Genomic DNA, 14,162 nt, shown 5'->3' with positions numbered 1-14,162 from the left:
CATGGATGTGAGCAAGACCAAGAGCAGCTTCTACCGTCGCCTGTACGTGGCCTACCTGATCGACAGCGGCCAGGCCAGCAGCGTCCCGGCCCTGACCGACGCCACCGGCATGCCTCGGCGTACGGCGCAGGACACCATTGCGGCGTTGGCCGACCTGGATATTGTGTGTGAGTTCGAGCAGGAAGACGGTGCCCGCAACCATGCCGGGCACTATCGGATTCGCAGCTGGGGCGCGATTGATCGGCGCTGGATCGAGGCGAACCTCGGCCAGATCAAGCAGGTGCTGGGTTATCCCTAGTCCTTTCGCATGCCGATGTGTGGAATATCATCCTCAAGGTACTCCTCACCTGCCACGACAAAACCATACCGCCCGTAGTACCCCTGCAAATGCGCCTGGGCTGACAGGAATATCGGTGTCTCGGGCCACGTATCGGCAATCTGCTTGAGCGTCTCTTCCATCATCCGATGGCCCAGCCCGGTGCCGCGCGCCACTGGCGCTACGAGCACGCGGCCGATCACCACGTCGCCGCCCTGGGATTCCGGGTCCAGCAGGCGCAGGTACGCCACCAGTTGGTCGTCTTGCCACGCCATCAGGTGGTGGGTGTCGCCCGATAAATCCTGCCCATCGAGATCCTGGTACACACATTTCTGCTCGACAACAAACACCTCGTTGCGCAAGCGCAGGATCGCGTAAAGCTGCTCCTTGCCCAGGTCATCGTGGTGTTTGCACACCCATTCAACGGTCATGGCCAGTTCTCTTATCAATGTCTGATGCGGATAGTAAGCGCAGCGGGCAATGCTGTCTAAATCAACTATTTTTGTGAGTGAAATCAATTTGCCATCATTGAGTGCGTTCGGTGCCGGTTTCTTTGTGTAATCTGAGCTACTGTTAGAACCTCGGGCCGCGCCTGAGCCAAGGCCACCGCCTGCCTGCCAAGGACTTTGAGCATGCCGCGATTCTCTCGTGCCGTTGCTTTGATTGGAGTGTTGCTGCTGGCCCAGCCGGCATTCGCGCAGCGTCTGCGTCTGGTGGCAGATGCCTGGCCGCCTTTTACCGATTCCACCTTGATCAACGGCGGGCTGGCCACCGATATCGTCAGTACCGCCCTGGCCCGTGCGGGTTATGCCAGTGACTTCGAGCAAGTGCCCTGGGCCCGTGCGCTGATGGGGGTGGGCGACGGCCGTTATGACGTGCTGATCAACGCCTGGTACGACGATGCCCGTACGAAACTGGGCCAGTTCTCAGGTGAATACCTGCTCAACCGTGTGCGCTTTATCAAGCGCCGCGACGATCCCATCGAATTCCAGAACCTTGCGCAATTGCACGACTATCCCATCGCCGTGGTGCGTGGCTATGCCTATTCGGCGGCGTTCGATGGGGATGCGCAGTTGCAGAAAGTCCCGGTGCACAACTTCGCCATGGCGGTGCGCATGCTCGCGGCGCAGCGGGTGCGGCTGACGCTGGAGGATGAGTATGTGGCGCGCTATTACCTGTCGCGCGAGTCGGCGCGGGTGCGCAACGCAGTGGAGTTTTTGCCCCAGCCGCTGAGTGAAAACAGCCTGCATATCCTGGTCAGCCTGAAGAACCCGGAGCATGAGCAGATCGTGGCCGGGTTTGATCGGGAGATTGCCAAGATGAAGGCTGACGGTAGCTATGAGCGGTTGATGAAGCAGCACGGTATGTAGCGGGTGCCTTTTGTGGCAAGCCCGCTCGCCACAGGTCAGGCCGCGCTGGTGTCCTTGATCAAATGCGCCGCCAAGGTGCGCAACGGCCCCAGTTGCCGGCAAATCAACGCCAACTGCGTCTGTACCAACCGCTGCCCTTCATCGATCTCATCCGGCATCTGCTCCAGGTCCGCCGCCAGCGCTTCCTCGGCATCGCTCTGGATCGCGATCGGCTGCTTGTTGGCCAACCCCGTGGCGATCTCATCGATGCTCGCCGCCAGGGTCTTGCCGGCGCCATCGATCAGATGCTCACGCACCTCGGCCGGCAATTGGGTTTCACGGTGCGCGCCCAGCCCTGACAAATAACTGAGCAAAGTGTGCGACAACACCAGGAACCGAAAGCCCACGTCCGCTTCCTTACGGAAGTGCCCCGGTTCCATCAGCATGTTCGCCAGGGTGGTGGACAGCGCGGCATCGGCGTTGTGCGCGTTGCGTCGGGCCAGGCGGTAGGCCAGGTCGTCGCTCTTGCCGGCGGCGTACTGCTGCATGATCTGGCGCAGGTAGATGCTGTTGCAGGTCAGGGTATTGGCCAGCACTTTGTTCAAGCGGCGACCTTGCCAGTCCGGCAGGAACAGGAACACCGCGAGGCCGGCGATCAGGCTGCCGAGCAAGGTATCGAACAGGCGTGGCAGGAATAGTCCGTAGCCATCGCCGACCTGGTTGAAGCAGAACAACACCATCAAGGTGATGGCGGCGGTGGCCAGGGTGTAGCGGGTGGTGCGGTTGATAAAGAACACCAGGCCGGCGGCGATGGCAAACATCGATTGCACCAGGGGGCTCGGAAACAGGTCGAACAGTGCCCAGGCCACGGTCAGGCCGATGGCCGTGCCGATGATCCGCTGGCCGAGCTTGCGGCGCGTGGCGCCATAGTTCGGCTGGCACACAAACAGCGTGGTGAGGATGATCCAGTAGCCCTGGGACGCGTGGATCGCATGCAGCATGCCGTAGCCGACGGTCAGCGCCAACGACAGGCGCAACGCGTGACGGAACAGCAGTGACGTCGGCGTCATCTGCGTGCGCAGGCGCGTCCACATTTCCTTGAGGTTGCGCGGGGCGCGGTCCAGCAGGTTGCTGTCGGTGGCGTCCGCCAGGCTGTCGGGGTTGCTGGCGTCGCCGAGCAGGCGGTCCAGGGTCGACAGGTTGGCCGCCAGGGCGCGCAACGAACGCAGCAGGCCGCGCCAGGCTGGGTTGCTCTGGATGCGCAGGTGTTCCAGGGACGCGTTGAGGTCGCCCAGGGCTTCGGCGAAGCTGTCGTCATAGATGAACGGTTGGCGCATCTGGATCGATTCGGCCAGGGTCTGGCAGGCCTTGCCTTGCTGGCGTAGCAGGCGCTGGCAACGGAAGAGTACGTCGCTGTGGAAGAAGGCCTCGGCCAGGGCGTTGTACGGGTAGTGCGACGAGCTGGCGCGTTCGTGGATGTCCTGGGCCAGGAAGTACAGCTTCAGGTAACGGCTGACTTTCGAACCGGGTCGACCATTGCCCACGCGATGCAGGATGATTTCCTTCGCCGCATTCAACGCCGCCACCACGCGACCGTTCTGCTGGGCCAGTTCCAGGCGCCGCGCTTCCACGTCCAACTGGCGGATTGGCTCGAACAACGATGACTTGAGCTTGAGGTACCGTCCAAGCTCACGGAACAACCGCGCCAGGCTCTGTTGCACCGGCTGGTTGGAAAACAGCGCCTGCCACAGCACCGACAGCGCGCCATACCAGGCTGCACCGGCCACCAACAACAGCGGCTCATGCCAGAAATCGCTGACGGCGCCGCCGCGCTGGTCCACGCCGATCATGGTGTATACCGACAGAATCAACGTTGCCGAAGCAATCGCCCCATAGCGCTCGCCCAAGGCGCCGAGCATGGTCAGGCAGAAGGTGGCCAGGGCCAGTGAGACCGCGAAGATCAAGGGATAAGGGAACAGCAACTCTACCGACAGCGCGGCGATGCTGAAACACACCAGCGTCACCGCCAGGGCGTTGAGGCGGCCCTGCCAACTGTCATCGGTCTCGGCCAGTGCGCTGGCGATGATCCCCAGGAACAACGGGATCAGCAGTGCCATTTCATCCTGATACCAGCACAGCGCCATGCTGCCGGTGAGGGCAATGAATACCCGAATGCTGTAGCTGAATTTATCCAGTGCCCACAGGCGCCGCAGGGACTGCTTGAACGAGGTCGATGACATGAAGTCTGGAGTCTTCCGGGACGATGCCGCTAAATTGAGCTATCAAGGACGCCACGGCAAGCGTGGCGATCACATCCAACAGCAAAATTTATTCCATGTGGGAGGGGGCTTGCCCCCGATAGCGGTAGATCAGTCACAGTCGTACTGATTGACACACTGCCATCGGGGGCAAGCCCCCTCCCACATTTGACCGATTACACTCTTCAGGCGTACTGCGCCGCCGCGTAACCCGAAGCCCAGGCCCACTGGAAGTTGAAGCCGCCCAGGTGACCGGTCACATCCAGCACTTCACCGATAAAGTACAGGCCGGGGCTTTTCAGCGATTCCATGGTCTTGGACGACACTTCCCGTGTGTCCACGCCACCCAATGTGACTTCCGCCGTGCGATAACCCTCGGTGCCCGCCGGCACCCATTGCCAGTTGCCGAGTTTTTGCGCGATGTCGGCAATTTCGGCATGGGTGTACTGCTTCATCGGCTTGGACACGAACCATGTCTCGGCCAACAGGTTGGCCATCTTCTTGGTGAAGATCTCGCCCAGCAGGGTTTTCAACTCGCTGTTGGGGCGCTCGACTTGTTGCTGTTGCAGCCAGGTGTGAGCGTCGTGGTCGGGCAGCAGGTTGATTTCAACCGTGTCGCCGGATTCCCAGTAAGAAGAAATCTGCAGAATCGCCGGCCCGCTGAGGCCACGGTGGGTAAACAGGATGTTCTCGCGAAAGCTCTGGCCGTTGCAGCTGACCAGGCAATCCACCGACGTCCCCGACAACTCGCCACACAAATCCTTGAGCTGGTCGGTGATGGTGAACGGCACCAGCCCGGCGCGGGTCGGCAGCAATTCGTGGCCGAACTGTCTGGCCACCTGGTAACCAAAACCGGTCGCGCCCAGGGTCGGGATCGACAGGCCGCCGGTGGCGATCACCAGGGATTCACAGCGCAACTCGCCCAAGGTGGTCTGCAACTGGTAGCCGCTGTCCAGCTTGGCAATCTCCTGGACCGACGTGTCCAGGTGCAGGCTCACGCCGACCTGGATGCACTCATCGAGCAGCATGCCGAGGATGTCGCTGGATTTGTTATCGCAGAACAACTGGCCGAGTTTTTTCTCGTGGTACGGCACGCCGTGTTTGGCCACCAGCCCGATGAAGTCCCACTGGGTGTAGCGGGCCAGGGCGGACTTGCAGAAGTGTTCGTTGTGCGACAGGAAGTTGGCCGGCTCGGTGTACAGGTTGGTGAAGTTGCAGCGGCCACCACCGGACATCAGGATCTTCTTGCCGGCCTTGTTCGCATGGTCGATCAACATCACCTTGCGCCCACGCCCGGCGGCGGTCAGCGCGCACATCAAGCCTGCGGCGCCGGCGCCAATGATCACAACTTCGGTCGAGCGCAAAACGGTGTCCTCATACAGGTTCTGATTTGGAATACAGTCAAATGTGGGAGGGGGCTTGCCCCCGATAGCAGTGTGTCAGCCAGTGCATCGGTAACTGATAGATTGCTATCGGGGGCAAGCCCCCTCCCACATTGGATCTCCATTGAAGCGGAGATCGTGTTACAGGATACGCACGCGCAACGAACGGCCTTTGATCTTGCCGTCATTCAAGCGCTGCAAGGCCTGCTTGGCGATCCCGCGTTCCACGGCCACGAAGGCCTGGAAGTCAAAGATCGCGATCTTGCCGACCTGGGCACCCGGGATGCCAGCTTCACCGGTCAACGCGCCGAGGATGTCGCCTGGGCGAACCTTGTCTTTACGGCCTGCAGCGATGCACAAGGTGCTCATCTGCGGCAGCAACGGACCACCGCTTTGCGGCTTGAGGTTGTCCAGTTGGTCCCAGTTCAGCGGCGATTTCTGCAACTGCTCGATGGCCTGGGCGCGGTGCGCTTCGGACGGAGCGACCAGGCTGATGGCGATGCCGGTCTCACCGGCACGACCGGTACGGCCGACGCGGTGGATGTGGATTTCCGAATCGCGGGCCAGTTCGACGTTGATCACCATATCCAGCGAGTCAATGTCCAGGCCACGGGCTGCAACGTCAGTGGCAACCAGCACCGAGGTGCTGCGGTTGGCGAACATCGCCAGCACCTGGTCGCGGTCGCGCTGTTCCAGGTCGCCATGCAGGCCAACGGCGGAAATGCCCTTGGAGGTCAGGTGATCCACGGTTTCCTGTACTTGCTGCTTGGTGAAGCAGAAGGCCACGCAGGAGGCAGGGCGGAAATGCGCCAGCACCTTGGTCACGGCGTCCATGCGCTCTTCCGGCGAGATCTCGTAGAAACGCTGCTCGATCTGGTCATCGGAGTGGAACGCTTCGGCTTTGACTTGCTGCGGCGCGCGCATGAACTTTGAGGCCAGCTGCTTGATGCTCACCGGGTAGGTGGCGGAGAACAGCAGGGTCTGGCGGCGCGGCGGGGTCTTGCTGATGATGTCTTCGATGGCGTCGTAGAAGCCCATGTCGAGCATGCGGTCGGCTTCATCGAGGATCAGCGTGTTGAGGCCGTCCAGTACCAGCGAACCTTTGCGCAAGTGCTGCTGGATGCGACCCGGTGTGCCGACGATGACGTGGGCGCCGTGCTCCAGGGAAGCGATCTGCGGGCCGAGGGACACGCCGCCGCACAGGGTCAGCACCTTGATGTTGTCTTCGGCACGGGCCAGGCGGCGGATTTCCTTGGCGACCTGGTCGGCCAGCTCACGGGTCGGGCACATGACCAGGGCCTGGCAGCCGAAGTAGCGCGGGTTGATCGGGTTCAACAGGCCGATGCCGAAGGCGGCGGTCTTGCCGCTGCCGGTCTTGGCCTGGGCAATCAGGTCCAGCCCCTTGAGGATCACCGGCAAGCTTTGCGCCTGGATCTGCGTCATCTCGACATAACCCAGCGAGTCGAGGTTAGCCAGCATGGCGGCGGACAGGGGCAAAGTATTAAAAGCGGTGGCGATGGTAGTCACGGGACTGGCTCTGCAAAACAAAATGTCGCGCAGTGTACCAGTCCCGTGGGAATTTCCCTGCAAGTTCTAGACGAGAAGCCTGTTAATGCTCGATGTCGTGCTCGCGGCTGACTACTCGTTTGCCATCGGTTGGCGACAATTGCAGGAAGATCGCCGCCGCCAGCATCGCCATGATGCCCACTGTCAGAAAGGTCAGTTGGAACGCGCCGAGTACGCTTTCCACCCCATCATTACCGGTTTCGGCGGTGAACCCGCCGAGCAGCGCACCCGCGCAGGCCACGCCGAGGCTGAGGGACAACTGCGCCACCACTGACAGCAAACTGTTGCCGCTGCTGGCCTGGGCGTCGTCGAGGTCGATCAGGGTGACGGTGTTCATCGCGGTAAATTGCAGGGAATTGATCGCCCCGAGTACCGCCAGCATGCACAACAGCAGCGGGTAGGGCGTGTGCTCGCTGACCAGGCCCATGCTCGCCAGCATGATGCCCAGCGCCAGCGTGTTGCCGGTGAGCACGATGCGGTAGCCGAGGCGTTCGATCAGGGTGCGGGCGATGGATTTGGCAAACATCGCCGCCGCCGCCAGGGGCAGCATGCTCATACCGGCTTCGGACGGTGAGTAACCCAGCGCGACCTGCAACAGCAACGGCACCAGAAACGGCAACGCACCGCTGCCCAGCCGCGCAAACAGGTTGCCGAGGATGCCGATAGCAAAGGTGCGGGTCTTGAACAGCACCGGCGAAAACAGTGGGTTGTCGATATGCCCGGCGCGCAGCCAATACGCCGCCAGGCACGCCAGCCCGCCGAACAGCAGCAACATCACCCGCAGGTGCGGCAGGTGCAGTTCGCCCAGGCCTTCCATGGCGATGGTGATCAACACCATCGCCGCGCCAAACAAGAGAAACCCGACGCCATCAAAGCGCGTGCGTTCGCTGCCGCGCAGATCGGGGATGAGTTTCCACACGGCGTAACAGCCGACCATACCCACCGGCAGGTTGATCAGGAAGATCCAGTGCCAGGTCAGGTATTGCACCATCCAGCCACCCATGGTCGGGCCGAGTAGCGGGCCGAGCAGGCCGGGAATGGTAATGAAGCCCATGATGCGCACCAGTTCGGAGCGGGGGTAAGCGCGCAGCACCACCAAGCGGCCGACCGGCAACATCAGCGCGCCGCCCAGGCCCTGGATCACCCGGGCGCCCACCAGCATGGTCAGGCTGCTGGACAAGGCGCACAGCAGCGAACCGATGCTGAACAGCATGATCGCGCCAAAGAAGATTTTCTTGGTGCCGAAGCGGTCGGCGATCCAGCCCGAAGCCGGGATCAGCAAGGCAACGGTGAGCATGTAGGCGATCACCACCCCTTGCATGCGCAGCGGGTTTTCAGCGAGGTCCCGGGCCATGGCCGGCAACGCCGTGTTGAGGATCGTCCCGTCCAGCGACTGCATGAAGAAGGCAATCGCGACCACCCAGGGGAGCCAGCGGGCGGTCTTGGCATCGAGCGGGACGCGATTGGGCATAGAGAACCTTTTTGTTAGCTGGCTATGTGTCGGCGATTATGCGCCAACCGGGGTGCTTTTTCCCACCAGGAAATCCAGCAGTTCACGGTGTACCGCTGCGGCGGCTTCGTTGGATTCGAGGTCGAGCAAGTGGCCAGTGTGTTCGGCCACGGCAAAGCTGCTGCGCCCTACGTACTGCTTGAACAATTGCGCTTCGGCGGCGGGGGTGTATTCGTCGAGCGCGCCGTTGAGGAAGTGCACCGGTGTTTCAATCTGCTTGAGTGTCGGCAAGTAGTTGCCGTCGCCCAAGGCCAATACCTGATGGATGTGAAAACGCGCCTGGCGGTATTCGGTGGTGGCCATGCTCGACAAGTGCCGGTGGTTGTTGCGCTTGAGTCGGGGCGACAGGTACTTGCCCACGGTCTCGTTGAGCAAGTGGCCGACCGCGGACTTGTCATCGGCCTCGATCAGCACGCGCACGCGCTCCACATAATCGAGCATGGCCTGGTTGAGGCTGGGCGCCAGGGCCATCACCACCGAGCTTTCGATGGACGGCGGGTTATGGGCCAGGGTCAGCAACGTCGAGATGCCGCCCCAGGAGGCCGACACCAGGTGGTTGACCTGGAAGCGCTCGACCAGGGCGCGCAGCATCTGCACCTCGTCGTCCTTGGTGACCAGGTCCAGTTCGGCGTTGTGTTCCCGGGAATAGCCGGAGAACGGCAGGTCGAACAGCAGCACATTGAAATGCCCGGCCAGGCATTTGCTGGTGCGGGCGAAGGAACGCGTGGTGGACAGCGCGCCGTTGACCATCAGGACGGTCTTTTTTTCCGAATCGTTTCCTAGCTGCTCAACATGAACGTTGTAGTGCTTGAACAGCTTCTCTATGACAAAACTTCCATGGTTCATGTCAACGCTCCAGCTTGCCCTTCCCGGGCAAGGCCATGCTCTCGTGGGTGGGGTGGCGGGGTGCCACTAACCCTTATAACGAGGAATCTGGAGGTGAACAACAGGCCGAATGGCCAAAGTGTGGAGAAGGGAAGCTTCGCTACGGCGCAGGTAAATCCCCTGTAGGAGCCGGCAAGCCGGCGCCCACGAAGGATGGGGTTTACAGGGTGAGGGTCAGGCGTTTGACCAGGGCTCCCGGCAACAGGTTGGAAGCGGTGTTGCGCTGGCTGTAGGTGCTGGCCGAGAGCAGCAATTCCCGCTCAGCGGTCAGGGCTTCCAGCTGCGAGCCGAGCAGGTTGTACACGCTGTCATCAAAGCGCATGGTGCTGACCGGTGCCTTGATCTCGCCGTCTTCCACCCAGAACGTGGCGAAGCGTGTCATGCCGGTCAGGCGCGCCGCCGGCAGGTCCGAGTAGTTCAAATACCACAGGTTGCTGATGTACAGCCCGGTGCCCAATTGCTTGAGGATGTCGGCCTGGGCCAGGTTGCCGGCGGCCATCTGCAAGGCGCTGGGGGATTCGTCGCTGCTGGCGCCGTTGGTGCTCAGGCCGTATTCGGCGGCGCTGCGCGAGTTGATCAACTGGCCTTCGCCTTTGCCCGCGCTGATCAGTGTCACGTCACTGCGCGGATAGCCCTCGGTGGAAAACGCCTGGCTCAGGGAGCCGCTGATCTGTTCGTCCACGGTCACCAGCGGGCTCAGGGATTGTTCACCGGCATACAGCTTTTGCAGCGAACTGCCTTTGCTGGCAATGGCCTGGGCGGAAAAACCACCCCAGGTGATGAGGCTGATGATTTCTTCCAGCGCCGCCGGGGCGAGGTAGGCGCGGTACTGCCCGGGCGCCAGCGTGTGCAGCGGGCGGCCAAGGAATTCCAGTTGCTCGCGGGCTTGCTGGAAGCGCGCGGCGAACTCGGCGCTGTTCCAGGTGTGCCCGGCATAGCTGGCCTTGACCGCTTCACCATTGGCGTGGAACAGGCTGAAGTCGAAGTTGAAGCTGTTGGCGCGGTGCCAGCCGAACGCGCCGTCCGAGCTGGCAAAGCCACGGCTGATCGGGCCGGCAGCGTAGAAACCGACCAGATCAACACCTTCAGCAGCCTGGCTGATGTCTTCCAACACCCGGGCCAGGTCCGGCAGCGGTCGCGTTTGTTCGTTGCTGCTTTGCCAGGCATTGTGGTTGAGCAGCAGGTACGGGTCCTTGGGTAGCAACGGCAAGGTGTCGCGCAGTTGTTGCAGGCCGTCGGCCAGGCGTTGGCGGTCCAGCCCCGCTTCGCCGGACAAGGTGATGCCCAGGTCGGCATGGCGGCCATCGTTGATCAGTTTCAGGGTGAGGCTGGCTTGTTGCACCTGGCCGGCCTGGCGCACCTTCGCGTGGTTGAAGCGTACGAATTCGGAGGCTTCATCCGCATAGCCGAGGTGGAATTGTTCGTTGTCGGTGATGGCCTGCTTGAGCCACTCCACCAGTGCCTTGAAATTGTTCATCAGGCATCTCCCCCAAATACGTCGACATCACTGAATACGCAGGCCGGCGACGCATGGCCGACGCGAATCACCTGGTTGGGTTCGCCTTTGCCGCAGTTCGGTGTACCCAGCACCTTGAACGTACTGGCATCGCCGACGGCGCTGAGATTGCGCCAGAAGTTCGCGGAAATAGCCCGGTAGTTGGGGTTTTTCACCACGCCTTTCAACTCGCCATTTTCGATCAGTTGGCCCCATTCGCAGCCGAACTGGAATTTATTGCGCGCATCGTCGATGGACCACGAGCGGTTGGTCGACATCAGGATGCCGTTTTCGATGCCGCCGATCAGTTGCGCGAGGCTCTTGTCGCCTGCTTCGATATTCAAGTTGGCCATGCGATCGATGGGCGCGCGGTTCCAACTGCTGGCCCGGCTGTTGGCCACGCCTTGCATACCCGCGCGAAATTGCGACAGCGCTCCACCGAGGGGTTTGAGCAGCAGCCCCTCACGGATCAGGAATTGCTTGCTGGCTTTGGCGCCTTCGTCATCGTGGCCGTAGCTGGCCAGTTGCTCGGGAATGTCCGGGTCGAAGGTCACGTTCAGCAGCGGGGAGCCGTATTGCAGGTGGCCGAAGTCGCTGGCCTTCACAAAGCTGGTGCCGGCGTAATTGCGCTCGTCGCCGAGGATGCGGTCCAGTTCCAGGGGGTGGCCGATGGATTCGTGGATCTGCAGGATCATCTGGTCGGGCATCAACAGCAGGTCACGCGGACCGTTGGGCGTGTTCGGCGCGGCCAGCAGTTGCAGGGCCTCATCGGCGATGCGCGGCGCGGCGCCGACCAGGCCGAAGCGGCTGATCACGTCGAACCCGCCTTGCTGGCCGAAGTTGCTGCCGCCGAGGGTGCGGGTCTGGCTGTCATCACCGTCGTAGGCGGTGACATTGACGCCGGGGAATACAAAGCGCTGGGCCTGGCGCAACTGGGCACCGGCATTGTTCAGGTAGATCTGCTCGACGTGGGTCAGGCCCAGGCTGACTTCCCAGCTCACCAGGCGCTCGTCCTTGGGCACGGAGGCCGATTCGCTGCCGAGCAACTGGTAGCAATCGCTCAGGGACGGGAAGGGCTGTTGAAGCTCGGGCGACAGGTAATCGGCGACGTCACTGGAGACGTGTTGCTCGCGCAGGTCGAGCAAGGCGTGGGGGCTGATCAGGCGGGCTTGTTGTTCGGCACGCTCAAGGGCGGCTTGCAGGCCGGCGAGGGAAATGTCGTTGGTCGCGGCGTAGGCTTCCACACCGTTGAGACGCACGGTGAGCATGGCGCCCTCGTCGTGGCTCAGGTGGGGCGGTTCGGCGACGTTCTTGCGTACGGCCAGGTATTGGCCGGATTCGCGTACGTAGCGCAGCGAGAAGAATTCGGCGCGGGTGCGCAGGGCACTGAAATGCTGTTTGAGTGTGGCGTGGTGGTCGAACATGGGGCCTTCCTTGTGGGCGGCTCGTCGCGGGCAGGCAGACAGAGTAGCTGATCAAGGAGGGGTTTTGCAGTGACTGGTCGGGCCTCTTCGGGGGCAAGCCCCCTCCCACACTTGATCGGGTTCACACGGTCAAAAATGTGGGAGGGGGCTTGCCCCCGATGGGAACACCGCGGTGTATCCGTTACTGCGCGGTAGGGCCCACTTCACGCAGCGGCTTGCCACGTACCGGCGCGTCGCCTGCCACGTAGTAGTCGGCGGTGCTGCGTGGCAATGGCTTGCGGCCACGGATCTTGTCGGCGATTTTCTCGGCGATCATGATCGTTGGCGCGTTCAGGTTGCCGGTGGTGATGATCGGCATGATCGACGCATCGACTACACGCAGACCCTGCATGCCATGCACGCGGCCTTCGCCATCGACTACTGCCATTTCGTCGGTGCCCATCTTGCACGAGCAGGACGGGTGGAACGCCGTTTCGGCGTGCTCACGGATGAACTTGTCCAGTTGCTCATCGGTTTGCACATCGATACCCGGGCTGATTTCGCGGCCACGATAGGGGTCCAGCGCCGGCTGCTGCATGATTTCACGGGTCAGGCGGATGCCGTCGCGAAATTCCTGCCAGTCCTGCTCGGTGGCCATGTAGTTGAAGAGGATGCTCGGGTAGTCCCGTGGGTTCTTCGACTTCAACTGGATGCGGCCACGGCTCGGCGAGCGCATGGAGCCCATGTGCGCCTGGAAGCCGTGCTCTTTCACACCGTTGCTGCCGTTGTAGTTAATCGCCACCGGCAGGAAGTGGTACTGGATGTTCGGCCATTCGAATTCTTCACGGGTGCGGATGAACCCGCCCGCTTCGAACTGGTTGCTGGCGCCGATGCCGGTACCGTTGAACAGCCACTCGGCACCAATGGCCGGCTGGTTGTACCAGAGCAGCGACGGGTACAGCGACACGGGCTGGGTGCAGGCGTATTGCAGGTACAGCTCAAGGTGGTCCTGCAGGTTTTCACCGACGCCTGGCAGGTCGTGGACCACCGGGATGTCGAGGCTTTCCAGCAGTTTGGCCGGGCCGACACCGGAGCGTTGCAGCAATTGCGGCGAAGCGATGGCGCCGCTGCACACCAGCACTTCCTTACGGGCGCGGGCTTCGACGCGCTCTTCGGCGGCGCCGATCAGGTAACGCACGCCAACCGCACGTTTGCCTTCGAACAACACTTTGTCGGTGAGGGCGTGGGTGACGATGGTCAGGGTGGAACGCTTCTTGGCGGTGTCCAGGTAACCGCGTGCGGTGCTGGCGCGACGGCCTTTAGGCGTGACGGTACGGTCCATCGGGCCGAAGCCTTCCTGCTGGTAGCCGTTCAAGTCTTCGGTACGTGGGTAACCGGCCTGCACGCCGGCTTCGACCATCGCGTGGAACAGTGGGTTGTTGCCAGGCTTGGGCGTGGTCACGCTGACCGGGCCATCGCCGCCGTGCCAGTCGTTGGGGCCGATATCGCGGGTTTCGGCCTTGCGGAAGTACGGCAGGCAGTCGAGGTAGGTCCAGTCTTCCAGGCCCGGCAGCTTCGCCCAGTTGTCGTAGTCCATGGCGTTGCCACGGATGTAGCACATGCCGTTGATCAGCGAGGAACCACCCAGGCCCTTGCCGCGCCCGCATTCCATCCGGCGGCCGTCCATGTGCGGCTCTGGATCGGTTTCGTAGGCCCAGTTGTAGCGGCGGCCTTGCAGTGGGAACGCCAGGGCGGCTGGCATTTGCGTGCGGAAGTCGAAACGGTAGTCGGGGCCACCGGCTTCCAGCAGCAGGACGGTGACGCCTTCGTCTTCGGTCAGACGGGTCGCCAGGGTGTTACCGGCGGAGCCGGCACCCACAATGATGTAGTCGTATTCTTGGGACATTGGATGCACCCTCTTTGATGTGTGGTCAGGTCGGGCCTCATCGGGGGCAAGCCCCCTCCCACATTTTTGAATGTATTCGCAAATCAAAGTGT

At 62.1% G+C, this 14,162-nt stretch carries 11 protein-coding genes; 2 read left to right on the top strand and 9 right to left on the bottom strand.

The features are described from left to right. Nucleotide 1 precedes the first annotated feature (1 nt). Nucleotides 2-298 carry a winged helix-turn-helix domain-containing protein gene (locus tag BFN10_RS14915; protein WP_033898013.1) on the top strand — a complete coding sequence of 99 codons (297 nt, stop codon included), beginning with the start codon at nt 2-4 and terminating at the stop codon, nt 296-298. Here BFN10_RS14915 and BFN10_RS14910 read toward each other — a convergent pair. Then, nucleotides 295-747, bottom strand: a complete 453-nt coding sequence (locus tag BFN10_RS14910) for a GNAT family N-acetyltransferase (RefSeq protein ID WP_071490321.1) — start codon at nt 745-747, stop codon at nt 295-297. The two genes, BFN10_RS14915 and BFN10_RS14910, sit on opposite strands and share 4 nt — an antisense overlap. Before the next feature lie 201 nt (nt 748-948). Between BFN10_RS14910 and BFN10_RS14905 the strand changes: the two genes are divergently transcribed. After that, nucleotides 949-1,686 carry a substrate-binding periplasmic protein gene (locus BFN10_RS14905; RefSeq protein WP_071490320.1) on the top strand — a complete coding sequence of 246 codons (738 nt, stop codon included), beginning with the start codon at nt 949-951 and terminating at the stop codon, nt 1,684-1,686. Between the two features lie 35 nt (nt 1,687-1,721). Here BFN10_RS14905 and yccS read toward each other — a convergent pair whose 3' ends face one another. The 8 genes from yccS to betA all read right to left on the bottom strand — a co-directional run bounded on the left by yccS (nt 1,722) and on the right by betA (nt 14,070). Further along, on the bottom strand, nt 1,722-3,905 hold the full coding sequence (yccS, locus tag BFN10_RS14900; protein ID WP_071490319.1) for a YccS family putative transporter: 2,184 nt from the start codon (nt 3,903-3,905) through the stop codon (nt 1,722-1,724). 203 nt (nt 3,906-4,108) lie between these two features. Next, nucleotides 4,109-5,287 (bottom strand): BaiN/RdsA family NAD(P)/FAD-dependent oxidoreductase, encoded by a 1,179-nt coding sequence (locus BFN10_RS14895; RefSeq protein ID WP_071490318.1) that lies wholly within the window; start codon nt 5,285-5,287, stop codon nt 4,109-4,111. A 159-nt stretch (nt 5,288-5,446) separates the two neighbouring features. After that, the gene (gene dbpA, locus BFN10_RS14890) at nt 5,447-6,784 is read right to left on the bottom strand and encodes an ATP-dependent RNA helicase DbpA (protein ID WP_231501119.1); all 1,338 of its coding nucleotides are present in this window, start codon (nt 6,782-6,784) and stop codon (nt 5,447-5,449) included. A gap of 130 nt (nt 6,785-6,914) precedes the next feature. After that, nucleotides 6,915-8,342, bottom strand: coding sequence for a multidrug transporter subunit MdtD (gene mdtD / locus BFN10_RS14885; RefSeq protein ID WP_071490317.1), 1,428 nt, complete (start codon nt 8,340-8,342; stop codon nt 6,915-6,917). Between the two features lie 36 nt (nt 8,343-8,378). After that, nucleotides 8,379-9,227, bottom strand: coding sequence for an alpha/beta fold hydrolase (locus BFN10_RS14880; RefSeq protein WP_071490316.1), 849 nt, complete (start codon nt 9,225-9,227; stop codon nt 8,379-8,381). 199 nt (nt 9,228-9,426) lie between these two features. Continuing rightward, nucleotides 9,427-10,743, bottom strand: a complete 1,317-nt coding sequence (locus BFN10_RS14875; protein ID WP_071490315.1) for a TldD/PmbA family protein — start codon at nt 10,741-10,743, stop codon at nt 9,427-9,429. Beyond that, the gene (locus BFN10_RS14870) at nt 10,743-12,185 is read right to left on the bottom strand and encodes a TldD/PmbA family protein (RefSeq protein ID WP_071490314.1); all 1,443 of its coding nucleotides are present in this window, start codon (nt 12,183-12,185) and stop codon (nt 10,743-10,745) included. The genes BFN10_RS14875 and BFN10_RS14870 overlap by 1 nt, the downstream gene beginning before the upstream one ends. Nucleotides 12,186-12,366: 181 nt before the next feature. Beyond that, nucleotides 12,367-14,070 carry a choline dehydrogenase gene (betA, locus tag BFN10_RS14865; protein WP_071490313.1) on the bottom strand — a complete coding sequence of 568 codons (1,704 nt, stop codon included), beginning with the start codon at nt 14,068-14,070 and terminating at the stop codon, nt 12,367-12,369. Nucleotides 14,071-14,162 lie beyond the last annotated feature (92 nt).

This window comes from Pseudomonas extremorientalis (assembly GCF_001870465.1).
Classification (GTDB): domain Bacteria; phylum Pseudomonadota; class Gammaproteobacteria; order Pseudomonadales; family Pseudomonadaceae; genus Aquipseudomonas; species Aquipseudomonas extremorientalis.
This window is presented reverse-complemented; position numbering and strand designations above follow the sequence as displayed.